The 23135-nt window shown below is 59.8% G+C and carries 12 protein-coding genes and 1 pseudogene; 2 read left to right on the plus strand and 11 right to left on the minus strand.

Features of this window, described 5'->3' with window-relative positions:
• Positions 1-84: 84 nt before the first annotated feature.
• From argJ to CUU80_RS03870, 11 genes and pseudogenes are all read right to left on the minus strand, one after another.
• Positions 85-1260: a bifunctional glutamate N-acetyltransferase/amino-acid acetyltransferase ArgJ gene (gene argJ / locus CUU80_RS03820; protein WP_100496052.1), complete on the minus strand. Its 1176-nt coding sequence runs from the start codon at positions 1258-1260 to the stop codon at positions 85-87.
• Complete coding sequence (argC, locus tag CUU80_RS03825) at positions 1257-2351, minus strand: N-acetyl-gamma-glutamyl-phosphate reductase (protein WP_100496053.1); 1095 nt, start codon at positions 2349-2351, stop codon at positions 1257-1259. The genes argJ and argC overlap by 4 nt, the downstream gene beginning before the upstream one ends.
• A 193-nt stretch (positions 2352-2544) precedes the next feature.
• The gene (locus tag CUU80_RS03830) at positions 2545-3234 is read right to left on the minus strand and encodes a hypothetical protein (protein ID WP_100496054.1); all 690 of its coding nucleotides are present in this window, start codon (positions 3232-3234) and stop codon (positions 2545-2547) included.
• Between the two features lie 74 nt (positions 3235-3308).
• Positions 3309-5918 carry a phenylalanine--tRNA ligase subunit beta gene (pheT, locus tag CUU80_RS03835; RefSeq protein WP_100496055.1) on the minus strand — a complete coding sequence of 870 codons (2610 nt, stop codon included), beginning with the start codon at positions 5916-5918 and terminating at the stop codon, positions 3309-3311.
• A 7-nt stretch (positions 5919-5925) separates the two neighbouring features.
• On the minus strand, positions 5926-7020 hold the full coding sequence (gene pheS / locus CUU80_RS03840) for a phenylalanine--tRNA ligase subunit alpha (RefSeq protein ID WP_100496056.1): 1095 nt from the start codon (positions 7018-7020) through the stop codon (positions 5926-5928).
• Positions 7021-7205: 185 nt separating this feature from the next.
• Positions 7206-8072 carry a TrmH family RNA methyltransferase gene (locus CUU80_RS03845; RefSeq protein WP_100496057.1) on the minus strand — a complete coding sequence of 289 codons (867 nt, stop codon included), beginning with the start codon at positions 8070-8072 and terminating at the stop codon, positions 7206-7208.
• A 208-nt stretch (positions 8073-8280) separates the two neighbouring features.
• A complete protein-coding gene (locus CUU80_RS03850) occupies positions 8281-9135 on the minus strand; it encodes an energy-coupling factor transporter transmembrane component T family protein (RefSeq protein WP_100496058.1) in 855 nt (284 codons plus the stop codon).
• A 120-nt stretch (positions 9136-9255) separates the two neighbouring features.
• Positions 9256-10794: pseudogene (locus CUU80_RS03855) on the minus strand (ABC transporter ATP-binding protein); the annotation flags it as partial.
• A 3-nt stretch (positions 10795-10797) separates the two neighbouring features.
• On the minus strand, positions 10798-11424 hold the full coding sequence (locus CUU80_RS03860) for an ECF transporter S component (RefSeq protein WP_100496060.1): 627 nt from the start codon (positions 11422-11424) through the stop codon (positions 10798-10800).
• Positions 11425-11707: 283 nt separating this feature from the next.
• Entirely contained in the window at positions 11708-19114 is a 7407-nt protein-coding gene (locus tag CUU80_RS03865) for an Ig-like domain-containing protein (protein ID WP_117434575.1), read from the minus strand.
• 200 nt (positions 19115-19314) lie between these two features.
• Positions 19315-20706, minus strand: a complete 1392-nt coding sequence (locus tag CUU80_RS03870; protein WP_100496062.1) for a dipeptidase — start codon at positions 20704-20706, stop codon at positions 19315-19317.
• A 93-nt stretch (positions 20707-20799) separates the two neighbouring features.
• Here CUU80_RS03870 and CUU80_RS03875 point away from each other — a divergent pair, with 93 nt between their 5' ends.
• Positions 20800-21420: a DUF3043 domain-containing protein gene (locus tag CUU80_RS03875; RefSeq protein WP_100496063.1), complete on the plus strand. Its 621-nt coding sequence runs from the start codon at positions 20800-20802 to the stop codon at positions 21418-21420.
• A gap of 192 nt (positions 21421-21612) precedes the next feature.
• The gene (locus tag CUU80_RS03880; protein ID WP_100496064.1) at positions 21613-23100 is read left to right on the plus strand and encodes a dihydrolipoyl dehydrogenase family protein; all 1488 of its coding nucleotides are present in this window, start codon (positions 21613-21615) and stop codon (positions 23098-23100) included.
• The last annotated feature ends 35 nt before the right edge of the window (positions 23101-23135 follow it).

The raw sequence follows: 23135 nt of genomic DNA on the forward strand, positions 1-23135 counted from the left end.
TTATGAGACCGTAGGCTTGGCCGAACGGCTTTGAGTGTGTCATGCAACGGACACCGGTACCAAAACCAGACAGCTTTCGCGGACTCAGCTTTCGTAGTCGGCGTTGATATGCACGTACTCATGGGTCAGATCGTCGGTCCAGACCGTCGCCTGAGCGTTCGACCCGGTGTTGAGGTCAATGTCGATATGAACCTCACGCGGCGTCATGTCCACTTCGCTGCGGTCTCGGCCAGCGCCACCGTTCTCGCAAATGCGCACGCCGTTGACATCCACGGTCACCTTTTCGGAATCGTAGGGAGCGACATCTTCAGGCACGGTGCCCAACGAGCTCACGATACGACCCCAATTCGGATCATTGCCGGAGATGGCGCACTTCAGCAGATTCGACGCGGCCACAGCACGACCGCAGGCCAGCGCCGCTTCCTCGCTCGTGGCACCGGTGACGGTGATGCGGATGTCATGAGAGGCACCTTCACCGTCACCGATGATCTGGCGGGCCAACGAAGCACAGGCCTCACGCACCAACTTGTTGAATTCGTCCTTGTCCGGCTCCACACCGGAAGCACCGGAGGCAAGCAACAGCACCGTATCATTGGTGGACATGCAGCCATCCACGTCGATGCGATTGAAGGAGTGCTCGGCGGCGACAGCGAGCGCGGCCTGCATCTGACCGGCGGAAACCACGGCATCCGTGGTGATAACGCACAGCATAGTAGCCAGCTGCGGAGCGATCATGCCAGAGCCTTTGACCATACCGCCGATTTTCCAGCCGTTGGAACCGGTCAGCTCGACGGTTTTTGGCTTGGTATCGGTGGTCATAATCGCATGTGAAGCGTCGGCACCAGCCTGAGCGGTGTCGGCAAGATTTTCATAAGCCTTGTCCGCACCTGCAAGCACATGGTTGAGCGGCAACAGCTCACCAATCAGACCGGTGGAGCATACTGCCACGTCTTCCGGCGCGGCATTGACCAGTTCGGCCACTTTTTCTGCGGTAGCCCGTGACTGGGCATAGCCTTCCTGACCAGTACAGGCGTTGGCACCACCGGAGTTCAGAATCACAGCCTTGACATGGCCATCCGCCACAATCTTGCGGCTCCACTGCACCGGCGCGGCACAGAAACGATTTGAGGTGAACACTCCAGCTGCGGCATCAAGCGGGCCGTTATTGACGACCAGCGCCAAATCCTTTTTGCCCTCAACTGCGGAAATACCCGCGACCACGCCGGCCGCGGAGAAGCCTTGTGCGAATGTGACGCTCACGGTGCTACTCCAATCTTGGTCAGGCCTGCATCCTCTGGCAGTCCCAATGCAACATTCAGTGACTGTACCGCTTGACCGGCAGTACCACGGTTGAGGTTATCAATAGCTGAAAATGCGTACAGACGCTGAGACTTGCGATCGACCACGACTTGCAGATGAGCTGCGTTGGAGCCGATCACATTACCGGTCGCCGGCAACATGCCTTCCGGCAGCAACACCATGAAGTCTTGGCCTTCATATGCCTTGGCCCATACTGCGCGAATATCCTCGTTGCTCATGGCCAAAGCCTTCTCACTCAAGCGGGCGGAGACTGTTGCCAGAATGCCACGGGACATCGGTGCCAGAATCGGAGTGAAACCAAGTGTGAATTCACTGGCAGCCGCGGCGTTCTTACCGGCGGCATGGGCGAAGTTCTGCAAAATCTCGGGAATGTGACGGTGCGTGCCACCCACTGAATATGGCAATGCTGACTGCAATGCTTCCGAGGCGAGCAGGTTCGTGCGCTTCAGATTCTTACCGGCACCGGAATATCCGACCACCAGATCAGCCACGATATCGGTCGGTTCGATCAGACCTTCCGCAATGCCTGGCTGCAGTGCCAGCGTGGTCGCCGTAACATTGCATCCGGGACCGGCGATGCGCTTGGTACCGGGCAAGGCCTCGCGCTGACGCACGTATTCACCGGCCTTATTTTTGCCGGTGATGAGCTCCGGCATGCCATACGTCCAGTGCTCGTAAAAATCACCGCCGTAGAACTCATCCCATGCACGGCGTTCTTCTAAACGGTGGTCGGCACCCAAATCCACCACCACGGCATTCGGGTCCAACTGGGATGCCAACTTGCCAGAAGCTCCATGCGGCAAGGCAAGGATAATCACGTCATGGCCGTTAAGCACTTCCGGCGTGGTGTCTTCCACAACCAAACCGGCCAGCTGCGGGATATGCGGCATATGTTTCGCCATGGAATCCCCCACCGAGGAATGTCCGGCCACACAGGTCACCTCAAAATCGGGGTGTGCCGCCAAAATACGCAACGCCTCGCCGCCTGCATAGCCCGTGGCACCCGCCACCGCCACTGTATATTTCGCCATACTCATCTCTTTTCAACTGATGGTTCCCGCACGAGTATACGCGATTATGCAGACTATTGCATAGTTATGCAATAGGCGTGTTGACATACGGATATACGGATACACGGATACACCAGAGCGAATACAACAATGGCGCACGACAAAACGTGCGCCAGAAATCAATCAGGAATCAATGCGGCCGAGCGGCTACACATCACGCGGAAAGAGAGTCGCCAGTGGAGCCTGTACCGCCGCCATTGCCCAGCATCTGCTGCAACGCTTCCTGATAGAGCGCCGAAGGATCGACACCATTCATCGTCAGCCAGATTACAGCAATGGTGTACAGTACGTTGATCACCAAAGCGGCCACCGCCAGGCCGAACCCCTTCACATGGAAGGTACGGGTTCGCCACATGGCCACTGCGCCCATCAGTCCGGAAAGCACCGGGACAGGAAAGAACAAGGCCAATACAAACGAGATGATCGCATACGAATCCCAATGACCGTACAGAGGATTCTGGTTGGGATCATTCATATCGATGCCGCGGTAGTAATGCGGCTGATATGTACCGTTTTGCACACTGTTTGGCGTATTCGCCGCTCCCCAACCGTATGAAGGACCGGTTGAGGAGCCATATCCGGAACCATTGGTGTAACCAGAACCGTTGGTTGGATTCTGTGATCCGGGGTAGCCGCCGGGATAGTAGTTGGCAGACGACTGCTGCCGAGCAGTACCGGTGCTGCGAACGTCGCCCGGCGCCGCTTCGGCATTCTGTTTGCTGTCGGGTTCAGGAGCGCCATAAATATACGGGTTGTAATGAGGCCCGTACTGGCCAGCCATGGCACCGTATTCAGGCTGCTTGTACTGCCCGTACTGCGGCGTGTGCTGTTCCGACTGGCTCATGGCGCTCCTTCATGGTTTCAGATATCGATAAGGCTCCCCTTCTTCTTACGTTCCGAAAGGGGAGCCTATATAACTCAGGCTCGCAACTGGGCTCCGAGCTTGGTGGCCTCGGCTACGATGTTCGCGCGAATCGCTTCGCTGTCTTCGGCGGACAGCGTCTTGTCCGGCGAACGGAAGACCACGGCGTATGCCAACGACTTCTTGCCTTCGCCCACCTGTTCGCCGGTAAATACGTCGAACAGTTCGATAGATTCAAGGTTCGCGCCGGCGGCCTTGCGAATCACGTCTTCCAGCTGAGCCGCAGTGATGGAATCGTCCACAGTGAAAGCCAGATCCTGTTTGACCGGAGGGAACGTGGAAATCGGCTTGGCCTGTACCGGCTTGCCGTCCAGCGTGGAGAACAGATCCGTGAGGTTGAGCTCGAATGCAGCCGAATGCGCAGGAAGACCCAATGCTTCATTCACGCGCGGATGCAACTCGCCCACCCAACCGACGAACACACCGGACGCCAGCACACGGGCGGCGCGGCCCGGATGCCACTGTACCGGCACCTTGCTCGCCTCAGGCTGATCGAAGGTAAGCTTGGCTCCCAAACGGCCATCGATACGACGCACTGCTTCGACCGCATCCGACCAATCGACCGGGCGCTTGCCACCCAGCCAGCCGGAATCCTCGGCCAGGCCGGTCAGAATGCCAGCCACATGGTCAGGCTGATCGGGCAGACCGGCATCAAGCGCGGCGAGCTGCTCGTCAGTCGGCTTCACGCCACCCGGCAGGGCCGGAATAGCGGGAGCCTCGGGATTCCACAGGTACACGTGGCCGAGTTCGTACAGGGACACGTTGTCCAAACCACGGCGGATATTGCGCTGCACAGTGGTGGCCAGCGTCGGCAGAATCTCACGACGTAGGTACGGACGATCGCCGTAGAGCGGGTTGGCGATCTCCACGCTGACCTTCTTGGTGGCTTCAGCATCGTAACCGAACGCCTTGTAATCGTCATCACCAACAAACGGGTAGCTCAGCGCCTCAACCATGCCGTACTCGGCCAACTCGTCCGCAACGCGGCGACGACGGAGCTGATCGGCGGTCAGACCGACCAGTCCCTCGACCGGAGCTGGAGGAACGGTGACCGGAATCTCGTCATAACCAACCAGACGAGCGACTTCCTCGACCAGGTCGCACGGCTGGTTCAGATCCGGACGCCAGCTCGGCGCGGTGACTGCGAACTCACCGTTGCCGCCGCCGGCCACCGTGCAGCCGATATCGGTGAGGATGTCGGAGATACGGTTGATGTCCAGATCGAGACCGGCCACACGAGCCACTTCGGACGCCTTGAAATGAATCACCTTGGCGCGAGGCGTGTTGTTCACATCGTTGGGGTACTTGCTGGGCTCGCCATTGCCGTACTTGGCCAGCAGATCCGCGGCCATCTGCGTGGCAGCCGGCTGCAGAGCGGTATCCACACCACGCTCAAAACGACGAGACGCCTCGGACGGAATCTTGTGGCGACGGGCGGAACGCGCAATCGTCACCTGATCGAAGTGCGCGGCCTCCAACAGCACATTCTTGGTCTCGGCAGTCACTTCACCGTACAGTCCGCCCATCACACCAGCCAGACCGAGGATACGGGACGAACGCTCACCATTCGGGGAATCGGTGATGAGCAGGTCCTCAGGGCTCAGCGCATGCTCTTTGCCGTCCAAAGTGGTGAGCTTCTCACCTTCCTTGGCGCGACGGACCACAATCGGGCCTTCGAGCTTGTCCAGATCGTAGGCGTGCATCGGTTGACCGAGGTCGAGCATCACATAGTTGGTCACATCCACTGCCAACGAGATGGAACGCATGCCGGCACGAATCAGCCGGCGACGCATCCAGTTCGGCGTCTTGGCCTTCGGATCGAAATCACGCACGATGCGGGCGTAGTAGCGGTCGCAACCTGGAACACCGTGAATCGGGTTGTTGTCATCGATTTCGATGTCGATATCCACCTTCGTGCCGGGCTGATAGTCGGCCGGCTCCGGAGCCTTCTCGTTCAGTGCGATGGCCGGATCGGTGTATGCAGCACCGGTGGAATGGTGGTATTCACGAGCCACACCACGGTAGGACAGCGTGTAGCCACGGTCCGGGGTGATGTTGATCTCCAGCAGCGGCTGATCAAGGTGCAACAGGTGCATCGCATCCTGACCGGGCTTCAACGCCTCGTATTCCGCGGCAGAGAAGCCGTAGTCGCGCAGCAGGATAATGCCGTCATGGCTGTCGCCCAGACCCAGCTCACGCTCGGAGGCGCACATGCCGTTGGAAATATGACCATAGGTCTTGCGCGGTTCAATTTTGAAATCACCGGGAAGCACGGCACCCGGCAACGTAACGACAACCTTCTCGCCGGCCTTCATGTTGGGCGCACCGCAAATGATGCCGCGCGGCACTTTGTTGCCGTTCTCGTCGGTCTCGTTCCACTCGTCGCCACAGTCCACGTGGCACCAGTTGATGATCTTGCCGTTCTTCTGCGGTTCGGGGGTGGCGTCCACCACGTAGCCGACCACGATCGGGCCGGTCACCTGAGAGGCGTGAATCTCCTCTTCCTCAAGACCAACCTTGACGAGATCCTTGGCAAGCTGTTCGTAGGTCAGGCCCTCGGGAACCTCCACATGGTCCTTGAGCCAATCGATATCGATCATAGGCATGGGTAACTCACTCCCCCATCACAAACTGTTCGGCGAAGCGCACATCGCCTTCGACCAAGTCATGCATATCGTTGATGTCGCTACGCAGCAGGAGCGTACGCTCCATGCCCACGCCAAACGCGAAGCCGGTGTACTCGTTCGGATCGATGCCGGCGGACTTCAGCACGTTCGGGTTGACCATACCGCAACCGCCCCATTCGAGCCAGCCGGGACCGCCCTTCTTGTCCGGGAACCACAGATCAAGCTCAGCGCTTGGCTCCGTGAACGGGAAGTAGCTCGGGCGTAGACGGGTCTTGGCTTCCGGTCCGAACATGGCCACGGCGAGCTTATCCAGCACACCCTTCAGATCGGCCATGGTCAGATGCTTGTCCACGGCGAGCGCTTCGCACTGATGGAACACCGGCGTATGGGTGGCGTCCAGCTCGTCGGTACGGAATACACGCCCCGGGCTGGCGATGTACAGCGGCACGCCACGGGTGAGCAGCGCACGGACCTGATCGGAGGAGGTCTGGGTACGCACAACCATATTGGAGCCGACGAAGCCGGCGGCATCCTTGGCCTGATTGCCTTTGACGTAGAACGTGTCCTGCATTTGGCGGGCCGGATGATCCGGACCGAAGTTCAGGGAGTCGAAGTTATACCATTCGGCTTCCACCTCGGGGCCGGAGGAGATCTGCCATCCCATCGAGATGAAGAAGTCCTCGACATCTTCCATCAGCTTGGCGAGCGGGTGGCGGGCACCAAGCGGCTTACGGTTCACCGGCAGCGTCATGTCCACGGTCTCGGCGGCGAGTGCGGCATTCTCCGCGGCTTCCTTGAGTTCGGCTTCCTTGGGCCCGAATGCGCGGCCGAAGTCGGCGCGCAGCTTGCCCATAAGCTTGCCGGCTTCCTTCTTCTCGTCCTTCGGCAGCTTTCCGATGGCCTTACTGGCCTGGGTCATCGCCGAATCAGCGCCGGCGTATTCGGTTCTGATGGCTTTCAATTCCTCCAACGTGGAGGCATTCTGGATTTTCGCGATGCCTTCGGCAACCGCATCGGTCACCTTCTGCGCATCGAATAGCGCTTCTGCCACGAGCACCCTTTCCTTGTTGTCGCTTTCCATGCCGCCCAGCTATGCCTGCGAACATGGGTTTTCCAAGCAATGTCCAACATCACATTGTCACGATATGACTCGACATGACCCCCGGGGTCCATTACTCGATCAGTCAAAAACACGAAGACCCACAAGACTGCAGGATGCCCCTATACGTGGAGTCATAATGAAGCCGCACGCAGACAATACAACGTTCAGATCGTTTCCCGACCAGCCATCGCCAAGCTCAGCAGCATCACCGCAGCCGAAGTGCCGAGGTTCAACGACTCGGCCTTGCCGTAGATCGGAATCGAAACAATACGATCGCACTGCTCCAGAATTGCGGGTTCCAAACCACGTGCCTCATTGCCGAACAGCACGGCCTTGCCTGAGGTCACCGAGTCCACATTCGCCAGCACCTGAGGCAGACTTTCCGGCTTGCGCCGCTCGGTACCATATACGTCGGCAGCCCAGACATCCAGCTTACGATCGGCAGCCCAGCCGAAGAACTCCTCGGTTCCCATTCTGAGCACAGGAATATGGAATAGCGATCCGACCGTAGAGCGTACAACCTTGGGGTTGAGCGCATCCACACAGTCGTCAACGAAAATCACGGCATCGCAACCGGCGGCATCTGCCGCACGAATCACCGTACCGGCGTTACCCGGGTCGCGCACCTGCCAGAATGCGGCGATCTGAGGCCTCTCCCCCAATTCAAGATCTTCCGGACCGGTATGCATCGCGCGCGCGTTGCCCACGGCGAGAATGCCCTGCGCATCCTTGCTGATCTGCCGAATCACCTCGCCTGTGCAACGATGCACGTAAATAGTGGCATCCTGCGATTGCTCCACGATCTTTTCCAGCGTGGACGAGATAATACGCGGATGCTCCAACGCCTGCGCGACCTCTACATAGAGGTCCTGCACTATGTCCGGCCGCCAGGCCACCGCCTCGCGCACCGCCTGCGGACCTTCGATGAGAAATCGTCCGGACCGCTCACGGCCTTTGGCGCGCGTGAGATCCGTGATGCGACGCACACGGTCCGACTTCGGATTATCAAGAATCTGGGCATTAATCGGCATAGGCCTTAGCCTACCGCAAGACCATCATGATCATTGTCAGCGTACGTTTTTCCAGAGTTTATTCCCCTACTTCTGCAGGAACGTACGCTGAGTGAACCTCAGTGTACGTTCCCTAAGATGAGGAGCGGTATAGTCTGGAAAAACGTACGCTTATCCGTCTATTGGACATGTCTCCGTCGGAGGTACTTCCGTCGGTGTCGGACGTGCCTCACGCACCGTGCAACGGGGAATGCCAGTTTCCGGTGGCAACGGCGATGCCGACGGCGGTCAGCGGAATGATGATGCTGACGACATACGAAACCCAGTCAATGGTGTGCAATTCGGAGACACGCGCCTGACTGCGCTCGGCATCTCCGCCAAAACCGCGTGCCTCCATGGCCGTGGCCAATTTGGTGGCGCGACGGATGGACAACACCAACAGGCCAAACGCCTGGGAGAAGATGCGCACCACCGCGTTGCCATCCCCCAAACCGCGGGAGCGACGGGAAAGCCCAAGAGCTCGCCAATCCTCCTGCAGCAAAGTGAACATGCGAATGCCGGCCAGACCGCCGTACACGAATCGGGGCGAAAGATGCAGAATCTGCACCAAGCCATCCGCAAGATCGGTGGGATCAAGACCAAGCATGAAAATCACGCTGGGAACCGCAATAGCAGCCACACGCAGGAATGTTGCAGCGGCGATATACAACGATCCGTCACTGATGGTCACCGCACCCCACGAGCAATAGATCGTGCCACCGGTGCGACCGTACATCATGATGGTGATGAAGCCGAAAAACGCGCCCCACCACACGGGCCATGTGCGTCGTATCACCGTGAGCGGGTTGATGCCGCCGATCCACAGCAGAACCAGCACTACACCGAACTGAATGGAGCCGGAGACCACATCCAGCGTGAAGAACAATGGCAGGCTCATCATCAGCGGGCAGATAAAACGACTGACCGGGTTGAGTTTGGCGATGAACCATGATTGCGAAGCCGGTTTGGCCTGCTCATGCCGCTCTTCGGGAGGAGTCACGGCAATGGAGAGGCCTGTAGGTTGCGTTTCAGATGCGCTACTCATCGCACTCTCCTTTCATCTTTCATCAGTTGTCGTTGAGGCCATAGTCGCAGCCTCCTTCGAGGCCATTGTTGATTCGGCTGAATCGTTACCTTCGCGATATGCCGAACCATTTGCCGTAGGCTCGAATTGGATGGGAATCGCACCCAGCGATTCGACCAACGGCTCATCATGGGTGACCATGATCACCGTGCATCCGAGGTCTCGAATACCGGCTATCAGTTTGACCATTTCAGACCACGTGCGGAAATCCTGACCGAACGTCGGTTCATCCATAATCAGAATGCGCGGCGCGGCGGCCAACATGGAAGCGACGGAAAGCCTCCGCTTTTCGCCGCCGGACAAGGTGTAGGGGTTGCCCGGCGCGAATCGGGTGAGATTCATACGCTCCAGCATTTCATCAGCGATTTGATAGGCTTCCTCTTGGGTTTTACCCATCGATTTCGGCCCGATAGCCACCTCATCACGTACCGTGTTGGCGGCGAACTGGTGCTCAGGCTCCTGAAACACCATGCCGATGCGTCCCAATAGCTGGCGGCTCTTCCAATGGAACGGCTCCAGACGATCCGGCTTGGGAGCGAGACTCTGCGCAATGCGAACGTGCCCGGCCAACGGCTTGAGCAAACCGGCCAACGTCAGCGCCAGCGTTGATTTGCCGGCACCGTTGGGCCCCATCAGGGCATATATCGAGCCCGGATAAAAATCAAGATTGATTCCGGTGCCGAGTGCGCTGCCACGGCCGAAACTCAAATCCCGGCATTGCAATACCGGCTCATCAGGGTCAAGAGAGACGTTCAGCGCCGAGGATGAGGCCTGGAAATGAATGCCGTCTTCCTCACGGACATGACCGGCACGGAAATCCGGAATGGCGCGGCCCGGCACCCAGGCACCACCCTGCGCGAGCACATCGCCCATTGCGGAGAACACCTCATCCGGTGTGCCGTCTGCGAGAACACCGCCTTCATGATTGTCACCATCGCCCGAGGCCCCGAGCACGATCACACGATCCACCAAGTCAAGCCACACATCGATATGGTGTTCGACCACCACCATGGTCTGACCAGTGGATTCAACTACATGCTTGACCGCCTCATGGACTTCCTTGACGCCTTCGGGATCAAGGTTGGCAGTAGGCTCGTCGAGCAACAGGAGACCCGGTCTCATGGCCAGTACATCAGCCAATGCCAAACGTTGGCGCTGTCCGCCAGACAAATGGCGGGTGGAGTGGGTCAGTTCCAGCGATTCAAGGCCGACAATGTCAAGCGCCTCGCGGACGCGTCGCCATGTTTCATCACGTGGAATGCCGAGATTCTCGCAAGCGAAAGCGGCATCATCACCGGCGCGTTCCAGAATGATCTGCGAATCGGGATCTTGCAGCACCAAACCGGCTTTGCCACGGGCCGCACGGACGTCCAGTCCGCCTATGGTAAGCTCGCCTTCGCTTTCACCCTCATCATCACTGCCCAAGACACCGGCCATCGCCGCCATAAAGGTAGATTTGCCGGCACCGGATGATCCAAGCAGCAGTACACGCTCGCCAGGGCGAATCGTAAGATTCACGTGGCGTAATGCGAAATCCTTACGAGTAGAATGACGCCAACCCCAGTCGCGTGCTTCGACACCGACTGGGGTTGGCTGTTCAAATTGCGTACGGTTGTTCACCGATCAGACCAGCGCTTTCGTCCTACCGGACTCAAAACGATCCAGCACACCGGTGGCAGCGATGGCGCGCTGCACGAGCCACATGAGGATACCGGCGATCACGGCACCGGAAAGCACAGTGGTGAACAGGTAGCCCAAACCGTAAGCGCCGAAGTAGCCGCCCTCGGTACCGACGTAGCCGCCGACCGGGGAGAACTCGTACAGATAGTTGCCGAATCCTGCGAGCGCACCGGAAAGGGTGACGGTCAACGGGTTCCACTTGCGGTAACGCAGAGCAGCAAAGATGATCTCAGCGAACACACCCTGCACCAGGCCGATAATGATGGAACCGCTGATACCGAACACGCCGCCGGCACCGATGATGTATTCGATGCAAGCCGCAATCAGCTCAGCGTAAATCGCAGCACCCGGCTTGCGCACGATCACTGCGGCCAGAGGACCGGCGAACAGCCAGAATGCGCATACCAGACCGCTAAAGCCCGGAAGCAGCGCATCCAAAGCGGTGGTCGGAATCTTGTAAATCAAATCCCAACCGGCGAAGATAACACCGGATGCAACAGCGATGATGGAAGCGACGACGATATCCACGACGCGCCACTTGTAGTTGGCCTTGGCAACGGCTTCTGCCATAACAGTGCCCTCTCTCTCATTTCGCGCAAGCCATGACGAGTAACCCACGCGGACTTAGTTCAGGCACGGGTAGATAAGAGTGAAGAGCGACAATTCCGTGACGAACGGCATTACCCGGTCACGTTCCATCGGTCGAGACTGACGTCTCCTCTCAGCCGCCCTAACCGGCAGCTCCCGTGTCAACTCCCCGACTATAAAACAACCCGTCGCCAAAGGCAAGAGTGTTGTCTCAAACCAATGGCGACGGGTTTCGTAGGATGTGGCTTTCAGTCAGCGGCAATCGTCAGCGGCGCTTGCGGCTGAAGGAAAGCACGATGCCGGCGAGGAATGCCATCAACGCGGACAGACCGGCGATACCGCCGACCGCGACGCCGGTGGAGGACAGCGGTGTCTTGTTCGGCTTGGCAGCGGAACCGTTGTTATCGGTCTTGTCGTTGCCCTTGTCGGTGTCATCATTGTCGCCGTCGTTATCATCATTGTCGCCGTCGTCCGGATTCGTGGTGGAATCCGCGGTGACGGTGACCGTCGCGGTGATGGTGAAGGTGACGGTCTGCGATTCCTCGGCATCCGCAGCGGCGGCAACGCCGGAAGCGTCAGCTGGCACCGTGACCGTGCCGGAGACGGTAAACGTTCCGACTTTGGCCAGCAGCGCGGTATCGATGTCATTCCACACCACTGCGGCAGCGAGTGTATCGCCGTTCGACCATACGACATCCGTCTCGGCAGGCAGCTGCGGCATCACACCGGCCTTTGTGGTCACCTCGATAGCGCCATCGTTCGCCAGCTTGGACGGAGTGGCCGGGGTGACACGCACCTGGACGCTGACTTCGCCTTCCCAGCCGGCGACTGTGCCCGTAAGCTCGTAGTCGCCGCCGGCCAGCGCCTTGTACGCGTCCGACTCGGCCCACGTGACACCCACCTGAGAGTCAGTGCCATTGGACCAATGCGCAGTCAGCGTGGCAGGCAGGTCGGGAGCCTCACCGGATGCCGTGGTCACCGGATCGGCCGGGGAATCCACACCGGTGATCGTCGCCGCAACGACGGTGACGGCTACGGTAACCGACTGCCCCTTGACGGAGCCGGTCACGGTGAATTCGCCGGCCTGATCCAGCTTCGCTTCGTCGTACGTATCCCAAATGATGGCCTCGGATGAGGTCTCGCCGTTCGACCACGTCACCACAGCGGTTTGCGGCAGCACGGGAGCGACCTTTTCGAGCGTGGAGACACCGGCGGGGCCAGCAGCTCCAATAACCTTGGCGGCCTTCACCTGCACGGTGAACGGCACATCGCCACTCCAGCCGTCCACACGGCCGGTCACAGCCACGTCGTGCGCGGTACGCGGATGATTCCAGCCATCAGGAAGGGTCAACGGCACGTTCACAGTCGAAGTCTTGCCATCGTTCCAGATCAGTGTCGCCTTGCCGGTGGCAGTCGGCTTCGGATCCGTATCAGCGGCGGTGGCGACTTCGATGGATTCGTTGGATGGGGTGACAGCGGTGATGGCACGAGCCGCGACGTTCACCGTAACGGTGACGGTAGCCTTCTTACCGTCGATGGTAATGCCCTTGACGGTACCAGTCACGTCGAACTGGCCTGCCGCTGCATACCGGTCGGCGTCGATCGCCTTCCACGTAACAGCCTCGGTGGTAGTCGTGCCATCGGACCATGTGACGGTGGCCTTCACTTGGCTCAGGTCAGGCTTGTTGGTGGCGATGGTGTCCACGCTGGCGGCAGTCGGCTCGACCTTGACGACCACGTTGGTTACAGTGACCTTCACGGCCTTGGAGGTCACTCCGCCCACGGTTGCGGTGATTTCCGCAGTGCCTTCGGCGAGGGCCTTTATGTTGCCGTTTGCATCAACGGTAGCGACCTTCTCGTTCGAGGAGGTCCAGGTCACCTTCTGGTCGGTGGCGTTGCCGGGCTTGACTGCGGCAGTGGCCTTTGCGGTACTGCCGATGGCCAGATCGGGCGAATCCACGGCGACGGTCACATTCGTCACCGGCACGGCTTCGACAGTCACTGTTGCGGTCACCGGGAAGGTGCGCGTGGTGATTTCCGTCGCGCCTTCGGTCAGACCGGATGCGTCGGACGGAACAGTGACGGTACCGGTAGCGGTGAACGTGCCGACCTTGCCCAGCAACGCGGAGTCAATGTCATTCCATGACACAGCCGCGGCGACCTTGTCGCCGTTGGACCAGACAACGTCCAGCTTGCCTGGCAGCTCGGGAGCTACGCCCGTCTTGGTGGTCGCCTCGACCTTGCCGTCGTTGGCCAGCTTGATTGGAGTGGCCGGCGTGACATGAACCTTGACGTTCACCTTGCCATCCCAACCGGCGACTGTGCCCGTCAGCTCGTAGTCGCCGCCGGCCAGCGTCTTGTACGCGTCCGACTCGGCCCACGTGACACCCACCTGAGAGTCGGTGCCATTGGACCAATGCGCAGTCAGCGTGGCAGGCAGAGCGGGCTTCGTGCCGGAAGCGGTCACCACTGTGTCAGCCGGGTTGTCCACACCGGCGATCGTCGCGGCGGTCACCGTTACCGTGATGGTGACGGTCGCATCCTTACCGTCGATCTGCACGCCCTTGACGGTGCCGGTCACCTCGAAGCTGCCCTGCGCGGCGTACTGGTCGGTATCGATGGACGGCCATTCGATCTTTTCGGCGGAGGTCTCGCCATTCGACCATGTCACCACAGCGGTTTCGGGCAGCACAGGTGCCACCTTCTCTTCGGTTGAGACGCCGGAAGCGGTTGCGCCCGTGGCCGATGCGGCCTTCACGTGTACGGTGAACGGGATGTCCGCATCCCAGCCGTTCACGCGACCAATGACAGCCACATCGTGCGCGGTGCGTGGGTGGTTCCAGTCGTCAGGCAGCGTCAACGACACATCCACGGTCGAGGCCTTGCCGTCATTCCATGTGAGCGTCGCCTTGCCGGTGACGGACGGCTTCGGATCAGCGTCGCCTGCCGTCTCCACCTCGATACGGGTGTCCGACGGCGTTACTGTCGTGATCACTCGGGCAGCGACGTTCACCGTGACGGTAATCGTCGCGTCAGCGCCGTTGATCTGCACGTCCTTGACGGTGCCGGTCACCTCAAAGGTGCCCTCAGCGGCGTACTGGTCGGCACCGATGGCAGGCCAGGTCACGTCTTCGTCCGTAGTCGTGCCATCGGACCACGTGACCTTCGCCTTCACCTTGCCCAGTTTGGCATCTGGCGCGTTCGTAGCGATTGTGTCCACGACGGTCTCGGTCGGCTCGACCTTGGTGGCCACAGCATTGCCGACGGTCACCTTGACGGTGACGGAAGCCTGATATCCGTCCACATTCACCGTACCCTTGACGTTGAAATCTCCAGGCTTGGCGAAGGCGTCGGGCTTGATCTCATCCCATACGACATCAACCGTCTGTGTATCGGAATCACTGCTGGACCAAACGATCGTGGCCTGCTGGGGCAGCTGATCGGTCGGATCCACACCAGCCGGCGTGGACAGTGCGGTCGTATTGACCGTGGCCGACTTGATGGTGGCATGGTTGACGATGATCTTCTGCGTGGCCTTCACGGCGTCCGAACCATCCACGATGCCGACGAGCGTGATGGTGCCGCCCTTGGGCCCCTGCCACGTGTTCGGCATGTCACCCCAGTCAACAGGCACACCTTCACGGGTCAATCCGTTGTCAAGTGTGACCTTCACCGTACTCGGCAGCTTGCCGGTCGGATCAGTGCCGGCTTCGACAGTGATGTCGGCCAGTGTTTCGACCGAGGCAATCGTCGCGTTGACAATTACATACCGTCCGGCATCGTTCTGGATGAACTTCTTATCATCGGCGATGGTGCTCTGGCCGGGGTTCTTGGCGTAGGTGCCGCCGGTGATGTACTTCGTGTATGCCTGATCCTGATCGAAGGATGCAGGGTTCACGTCGAAATCGCCGCCGGTGATGGCGAGCTTGTTGGTGCCGGCGAGGGCGGAGATCGCCACGGTGGAGTCCTTATAGGTGCCGCCGTTGACGGTCAGCGAGGCGCCGTCTGCCTCGGGAAGAACGAAGATGGCCGCCTTGGTAACGGAAAAGTCACCGCCGTTGACGCTCAACGTGCCTTCTACGGAGGCGACCGGCGCACCAGTGCCCTTGTATGTGCCGTCCTCGATGGAAAGGCTGCCGCCTTTGGCCACGTTGAACATGGCGTGCAGGTCATCGTTGTCTTCGTCGGCAGCGACCGAGTTGGATACGGTGCCGTTGCCGGTGACGGTCAGCTCGCTGCCGTCCTTGACATCGAACGTGAAGCCGGCAGTGTCGACTGTTTTGCCGTTCAGGTCAAGCGTGACGTTCTTGTTGACAGTGACGTCGGCGCTGAGGGTGGCGTTGTTCAATGCCTTGACGGTCTCACCGTCGACAGCGGCGGAAAACGCCTCGTCGAAGGTGCTGTAATAGCTGAAGGAGCCATCCGCGTGGGCGATGCCGGCCGGAAGCTGGGCAGGGGCATAGGACATGCCGGTGTTGTCTTTGGTGAGGATGCCGCCTTCGAGCGAATCGCCGCTATTCACGTACAGGCCATATTTGGCCGTACTGCTATTGCCTTCCACGGTGATGTTCTTGTTGGCGGCCTGTCCGAGGCTGGAGGTGAGTCCCACGCCCACAGTGCCGGCGAAGGTGTTGCCCTTGACGGTGACGGTATCCACATTACGCAGCCAGGCACCGTACACTTTGGCCGAGCCCGACGTGTTGACCGTGTTGCTTTCAATGGTGAGGTTCGTCACGCCGTATTCGCCGTTCGTCGCGGCGGTCCAACCCATCACGAAGAAGACAGAACCATCGGTGGAGTCGGCGTTGCCATTGAGCACATTGCCCTTGATGGTCACGTTGGTGGCACGCGCATCAGCAGTGCCGGCAAAACCGATTACTTGCGCAGCACCACTGGTGATTTTGGGCATGTTGAAGGTGTTGTCTTCGATGGTGAGTCCGTCGGAAGTCTTCTGGACATAGATGACTACCCACCCGGCGCTGGTCAGATCGAAGGTGTTGTCCTTCAACACAATGTTCTTGTTGCCGGAACCGTTCACGTTGATCAGCGGAGCGCCAGTGCCGGTGAAACGCACACTTTCTACGGTGACGCCATTGTTGCTGCCATTCGTGCTGGAGAACTCGATGGTGCCGCTCATGGCATGACCGTTGCCGTTGATGGTCAGGTTGGTTTTGCCGCTGATGACAATCTTTTCGGCGGTGTCGTCCTGCAACGTGATGACGTCACCGTCGCCTGCGGCCGTGATGGCTTCGGCGAGGGTCTTGTACTCGGCGTTGGTGCCGTCAGCCTTGGTGACGATGGCGGCCACATGCAGTTTGGCGCCGAAGGTGCCATCGCCGTTGTCATTGACGACGTAATCCTTGGCGAGTTCGCTTTCAGTGGGCTTCACGTTGAACGTGCCGCCGGAGATGGCTACCGACGGGGTGCCGCTGGTGCTGGGTTTGAGGTCGCTTACGCCCTGCTTGTTGCCAGAGGTGAACGTACCGCCGGTGACGGTGATCTTGCCGTTATCGAGCGCACGCAGTGCGTAGCCCTTCTCGCTGACGACCGTAACGTCGCCGCCGATGGCGGTCTCGCCCACATCGCCCTTGGCGTCCTTGATGCCGGAAGCGCCAATCGGGAACATCGGTGCGGTGATGGTGCCGCCGGTGATGTTCGCTTTGTGGTAGGTCAGCACGGCGTAGAAGTTCTCGACGGGCTGGGTGATGGTGCCGCCGGTCATGGTGAAGGTGCCCCAGTCATCGTTCTTGACGGTGATTTTGCCACCGGTAAGCGTGCCGCCCTCAAGCGTGAAGGTGGCGCCGCCGTTGGCTCCATAGGCGTTGGCGGCGGAGTCGCCGTCATTGTCGGAACTGCTGTACCAACCGTTTGCCACCAGGCTGGAGCTCATGCCGGTGTTCGTGTCGGAGAACTTGACGACGGATGGAGCCTTAACGCTCATCGTGCCAAAGTTCTTCAGCACGTAGTAGGAGTTGCCGCCCGAGTTGGCCTTGTCGGTAGCCGGGTCGTAGGTGCTGGCCTCGGTGGAACGGGTGTAGTTGCCTCCGGCGAGGGTTGCGGTGGCACCGCCGTAGTTGACAACCGCAGCCTTGGAATGGGAGACGTTGTCAACGGTGCCGCTCTTCGCCGCGGAGGAATCCGTGACCGTGAGCATGCCCTTGTTGACAATGGTGTGCTTGCCGTCCTCGTTGGTGAGCTTGTGGCCGTTGAGATCGATCGTGACGTTCACACCGGCCGGGACCACGACGGATTCGGTGGCGTCGGCGATCAGCGTGATCGTATCGTTCGCGCCGGCCTTGGCAAGAGCGTCGGCGATGGACATGTAATATTCGCTGCCGACCTGCGCGACGGCGACATTGCCGGTGATCTCATCGGCTTCGCTCGACGTGGCACCGGTCACAGCTGCGGTGAGGTTGTCGTCAACCGTGAATTTGCCTTCGGCCGGGGCCTTGCCTGCGCCCGCGCCGTAATCGGCGACCAGAGCGTAACCGCCCTTGGGCAGTGTGGCGTTCTTGACCGCGTTGTTCTGTACGGTGCCGCCTGCGCTATCGACAAGGCGGCCGACAAGGCCTGCTGTGCTGGATTTGAAGCCGGAGACGGTCGCGTTGGCGACTGAATTACCGGTGATGGTCGCATTGCCCTGCGCGGCACCGATCAGGCCGCCCGCATCCGAGAGCGTGGCCGAAACCGAGACGCCGGTCACGGTGTTGCCGCTGACGGTGGAGCCGTTCTCGCCGATGTATCCGGCCAGACCACCGACTTTCTTGATGCCGGAGATGCCGTTGCCGCCGGTCTGCGTGACTGAGCAATTCGTGATGCTGGCGTAAGCATAGGCGACGATGCCGCCCGCGTAGGAGGACGACCAACCCGTTGATTTGATCGTCACACTGCCCTTGACGTGCGAGTTCACGATCGAGGTGTCCATGAGATTCGCCACGATGCCCGCGGCGCGAGTGACGCCTGTCACATCCACGTTCTCAACGGTGAGATTCTGGATGGCAGGGACCTGCTGGTTGCTCGCATCGACGAAATACAGATTGTTGACGGTACCGAACAGGCCGCCGAATGTGTACTTGCCATCCGTCACGGACGTGGCCTTGGTGACCTTCAGATTGCTGATGGTGTGTCCACCGCCGTCGAAAGAGCCGGCGAAATCGTGAATCGGTGTCCAATCCTCGTTGCCCAAATCGATATCCGCGTTCAGCTTGACGTACTTGCGGAAGTACGGTCGGTTCGGCGTACTGTTCTCCGTTTTGTTGTTCACCGAATCGCGGAACGATGTGAGCGCCGCGAGATCGTTGATGAGATACGGGTCGGTTTCCGTACCAGAACCCGTCGCTCCGGTGAACGGTACGTCGCCGATCGTGTCAGCGTCCACCTGCGCGTCAACGTTTGCGTTGTCGTCAGTCGTTTGACCGTCCGACTGATTCGTCGCGGTAGTGTGATCAGTCGCCTGATTATCGGTTTGATTGGCTTGATCGCCGGAATCTGAATCCTGAGCCGGTTGCGTATCAGCGGTTTGTGTGTCAACCGTTTGCGCGTTGGTCTGCTCGGATGTTCCTTGATCCGCGGGATCTTCGGCATACGCCGCTGGAATACCGAAGCCCAGCACGGCAGCTGCCGTCACCGATGCGGCACCTACCTTCAATCCTTTATATACATCGTTGCCCATGGGCCTGAACCTCTCCCGTCGTAGCGATGCGTTCGCAAGGTGCAAAAGCATAAGAGCGCCCGGAATTACGAGCCATCCTTGGGCTGCGCAATAGGGGCACACTTAGGGGGTAAGTTTACCGGAAACGCATGAAAAAAGCTCTTCCGCAGCGCGTTGCAGAAGAGCTGTAATGAGAACGAAAACAGGCCGGAATAATGCCTCTACTTATCTGCCTTGCCGAGCTTGTCGAGCAGCAACGCTTCGGTGATGACGTTGTCCTTAAGTCCCGGCAGAGAGATGGACTCGTTTGGACTGTGCGCGTTGGCTTTCGGGTCCTCCGGACCGGTGACCAGTACCTGAGCATCCGGGAAGAGACGCTGCAGCTCGGGAATGAACGGAATGGAGCCACCTTGCCCTTGATTGATCGGGGCAACGCCAAACGCCTCCTCCATGGCCTCCAACGCATCCTTGGTGGCTTCCGCATTCGGATCCATGGCCCATCCCATGCCGTTCTCGCCGGCCTCAACCTCCACTTCGGCACCGAACGGCGCGGAACGCTTGAGATAATCCATCAACGCGGACTGAGCTTCCTCTGGACGCTGGCTCGGCGCAGTGCGCAGAGAGAGACGGAATCGTGTCTCCGGGCTGATCACATTGAACGATCCCTCGACCGGCTGGGCGTCGAAGCCAATCACCGTCAAGCTCGGCTTGGTCCACAAACGGGAGGCAAGCGAACCGGTGCCGGCGAGCACATACCCGTCGACCACTCCGGCGTCGGCTCGAACGCCAGTTTCATCCACATCCTGCTGCAGACCGCCTACCGGCTCTTCAGAAGCGACACCGGGCACCGCCAGTTCGCCATTCTCGTTGTATAGCGAAGAGATAAGCATCGCGGCGAGTGTGTTGGAATCCAGAATCGGGCCGCCATACTGACCAGAATGCACCGGATGCTTCAGGCCACGCACAGTGACGTCCACCGTAGTGTTGCCACGCAACGAAGTAGTCAGAGAAGGAATGTCCGCCGCCCAATTGCCTGAATCGGCCACGATGATCACATCTGCGGCGAACTCGTCCTTGTGTGCGGAAACGAAGGGGATGAAGCTCGGCGAGCCCATCTCTTCCTCTCCTTCGATGAATACCTTGACGTTCACCTTGAGATCGTCGCCCAAGGCTTTCAATGCGCCGGAATGGATGGCGATGCCGCCGCCATCGTCAGCCGAGCCGCGTCCATAGAGACGGCCGTCGATCTCGGTCGCGACGAACGGGTCGGTATTCCAAGCGGAAGCGTCCGGCACAGGCTGCACATCATGATGTGCATACAGCAGCACGGTAGGGGCGTCCGGCGAGACGATACGAGAACCGATGACCTCCCATGCGCCCGGAGTGCCGTCCTCGTTCGTGGCCTGCACCACTTTGGCGTCCACACCCACCAGCTTGAGCTCATCGGCCACGAATTCGGCGGAACGCTTCATATGTTCGGCGGTGATGCCTTTGGCGGAAACCGACTGCAAAGCGATTTTGCGCGAAAGCAACTCTACGATGCGATTCCAGTCGGATTCCACGCGCGAACGGATCAGATCGGCGTCCAGCGTGCCGGCGTCAGGTGCGGTCATATGCCCTCCTCTATATATAACGGCGTCATTGCAGCGGTTATGGTCCGCAAACACCACTTGAACAGTGTCTGAACGTCACCGTAACCTCAAAGCATGACATGGAATCCGTTCAAGAAGAAGGAAGAGGCTCAGGCTCCCGCTGAGCCGGCCGTCACCAAAACCAATCCCAACGGGCCGAAGGGTCGCCCTACTCCGAAGATGAAGAAGGCGCAGGCCGCCGGTATCCGTCCTCTGGTTCCCGCCGACCGCAAAGCCAGCGCCAAGGCCGCAAAGGCACGTCTGCGCGAGCGCGAGAACGCCGAATACGAAGCCATGCAGAAGGGCGATCTCAACCACATGCCCAAGTCGGAGCGTCTGCCGTGGCGTATTTATATCCGTGATTACGTGGACGCCCGCATCAATCTCGGCGAATGGTTCATCCCGGTGATGATCGCCGTGCTCATCGTATCCATGGTGGTCACATCCGTATCGCAAAACCCGTGGGCGAACATCGTCATGATGGTGATCATGTACGGCTACCTCGCCGCCATCATCATCGACGTATGGCTGATGTGGCGCAAGCTCAAGGCCAAGCTGATCGCCAAGTACGGCGAGGCTTCCGTGGCCAAGGGCTCCCGTTCCTTCTCCTACGCTTGGAGCCGCTCCATCCAGATGCGTCGTTGGAGGCTTCCGAAGCCGCGTTACGACAAGCGCGGTCATTGGCCGCAGGATTAATCCCCTCGTTGCCGTCGTGCGCGGACCAACATTCTGCGCGCAGAATCATCAACCAGTGATGCTGCCGGCGTAACACGATATGGCTCCCTATGATGGGAGCCATAGTTGTTTTTGCGCACATACGAATACGTACACGAGTCCTGCGGGCATGCCGGGCAACCCGGATAATCCGCATTCGATCAAGGAGGATGCATGAGCGAACAGTTCGACGTGGCGATCATCGGAGCCGGGCCCGGTGGATACTCCACCGCCCTTCGCGCCGCGGAACTGGGCATGAAGGTGGCGCTGATCGAACGCGACGCCACGGTGGGAGGCACATGCCTCAACCGCGGATGTATTCCCTCCAAAGCCCTGATCACCGCAACCCACACCATCGACACCGTGCATCGCGCGGCCGAATTAGGCGTCAACGCCTCCGTGGACGGCATCGATTTCGGCACGCTGCGCGACTACCGACTGCGCATGGTGGACACCATGGTCCGCGGTCTCTCCGGTCTGTTGGCCCACCGCGGCATCACCGTGTTGCGTGCCTGCGCATCCTTCAATGCCGATGAAACGGATGCGGACGGCCGCCATATCGTGCATCTGCTTCCCTCCCCCGGGCAGAATGCCATTCAGGTCTTTCACAAGGCCGACGTACCCGAACCTGCTGGCGAAGCGCTGGATATCATCGCCGCAAATGTAGTACTTGCTACCGGGGCCTCACCCCGTCCATTGCCCGGCAACCCGTTCGCCGGAGCGCTTATCGATTCCACACAGGCGTTGGAGCTAAACGAGTTTCCCTCTTCGGCGGTGATTATCGGCGCAGGGGCCATCGCACTGGAATTCGCTTCGATGTGGAATGCGGCCGGCTCGAATGTCACGCTGCTGATTCGCAAGGACCGCGTACTGTCCGCATGGGATCGCCGTTCCAGCATGACCCTGACCCGCGAGCTCAAACGTCATGGAGTCAATATCATTACCCGCACCCATGCGACTCATGTAGATGTGGGGGCGAATCTTGGAGCCACCGTGCATTACACCCGTGAGGGTCAAGACGGCGAACAGACCGTTTGGGGCGAGATCGCGTTGGCCGCCATCGGACGTACGCCGCTTACCGATTCGGATTGGGGTGTGGACCTTATGGATGGCGGATACGTCATCACCGACGCTTATGGCAGGACCAGCAAGCCAAGAGTCTGGGCCGTAGGCGACGTGACCGCCGGACACGCGCTTGCTCATCGCGCCTTTGAGCAGGGCATCGTCATCGCTGAGTCGCTGGCAGGGCGGTCTGTCAAGCCTGTGGACGAAGACACCGTGCCGCAGATCGTCTTCTCCTCCCCCGAAGCCGCTTCGGTGGGGCTGACCATCGAACAGGCTCAGACGCGCGAAGACCTTGTAGAGGTCAAGGAAACCGTCTACCCGATGTTAGCCAACGCCCGCATGCTGATGAGCGGCCGGGCGGGTTCGCTCACCGTCGTTTCCGGTTGCGATGCCTCCGATCCGGACACTCCGAGGGTGTTGGGCGTACATATGATTTCGCCAATCGCCTCGGATATCATCGCTGAAGCCGAGCAGCTGGTAGGCAACCGAGTGCCGCTCGCAGATGCCGCCCGACTCATCCATCCTCATCCCACGTTCAGCGAGACGCTCGGTGAGGCATTGCTCAAGGCGGACGGCCGGCCGTTGCACACGCGATAGTCTCGGGGAGTATCGGCAAGCCGCGGGGACAGGCC

It is taken from the genome of Bifidobacterium scaligerum, assembly GCF_002802865.1.
GTDB lineage: Bacteria > Actinomycetota > Actinomycetes > Actinomycetales > Bifidobacteriaceae > Bifidobacterium > Bifidobacterium scaligerum.

Excerpts from the sequence above, each read along its gene's own strand:
- argC (WP_100496053.1), bottom strand. The coding sequence starts at position 2,351 with ATGGCGAAATATACAGTGGCGGTGGCGGGTGCCACGGGCTATGCAGGC.
- CUU80_RS03875 (WP_100496063.1), top strand. The coding sequence starts at position 20,800 with ATGACATGGAATCCGTTCAAGAAGAAGGAAGAGGCTCAGGCTCCCGCT.
- CUU80_RS03880 (WP_100496064.1), top strand. The coding sequence starts at position 21,613 with ATGAGCGAACAGTTCGACGTGGCGATCATCGGAGCCGGGCCCGGTGGA.
- CUU80_RS03850 (WP_100496058.1), bottom strand. The coding sequence starts at position 9,135 with ATGAGTAGCGCATCTGAAACGCAACCTACAGGCCTCTCCATTGCCGTG.
- CUU80_RS03860 (WP_100496060.1), bottom strand. The coding sequence starts at position 11,424 with ATGGCAGAAGCCGTTGCCAAGGCCAACTACAAGTGGCGCGTCGTGGAT.
- CUU80_RS03830 (WP_100496054.1), bottom strand. The coding sequence starts at position 3,234 with ATGAGCCAGTCGGAACAGCACACGCCGCAGTACGGGCAGTACAAGCAG.
- CUU80_RS03845 (WP_100496057.1), bottom strand. The coding sequence starts at position 8,072 with ATGCCGATTAATGCCCAGATTCTTGATAATCCGAAGTCGGACCGTGTG.
- CUU80_RS03865 (WP_117434575.1), bottom strand. The coding sequence starts at position 19,114 with ATGGGCAACGATGTATATAAAGGATTGAAGGTAGGTGCCGCATCGGTG.
- pheT (WP_100496055.1), bottom strand. The coding sequence starts at position 5,918 with ATGCCTATGATCGATATCGATTGGCTCAAGGACCATGTGGAGGTTCCC.
- CUU80_RS03870 (WP_100496062.1), bottom strand. The coding sequence starts at position 20,706 with ATGACCGCACCTGACGCCGGCACGCTGGACGCCGATCTGATCCGTTCG.
- pheS (WP_100496056.1), bottom strand. The coding sequence starts at position 7,020 with ATGGAAAGCGACAACAAGGAAAGGGTGCTCGTGGCAGAAGCGCTATTC.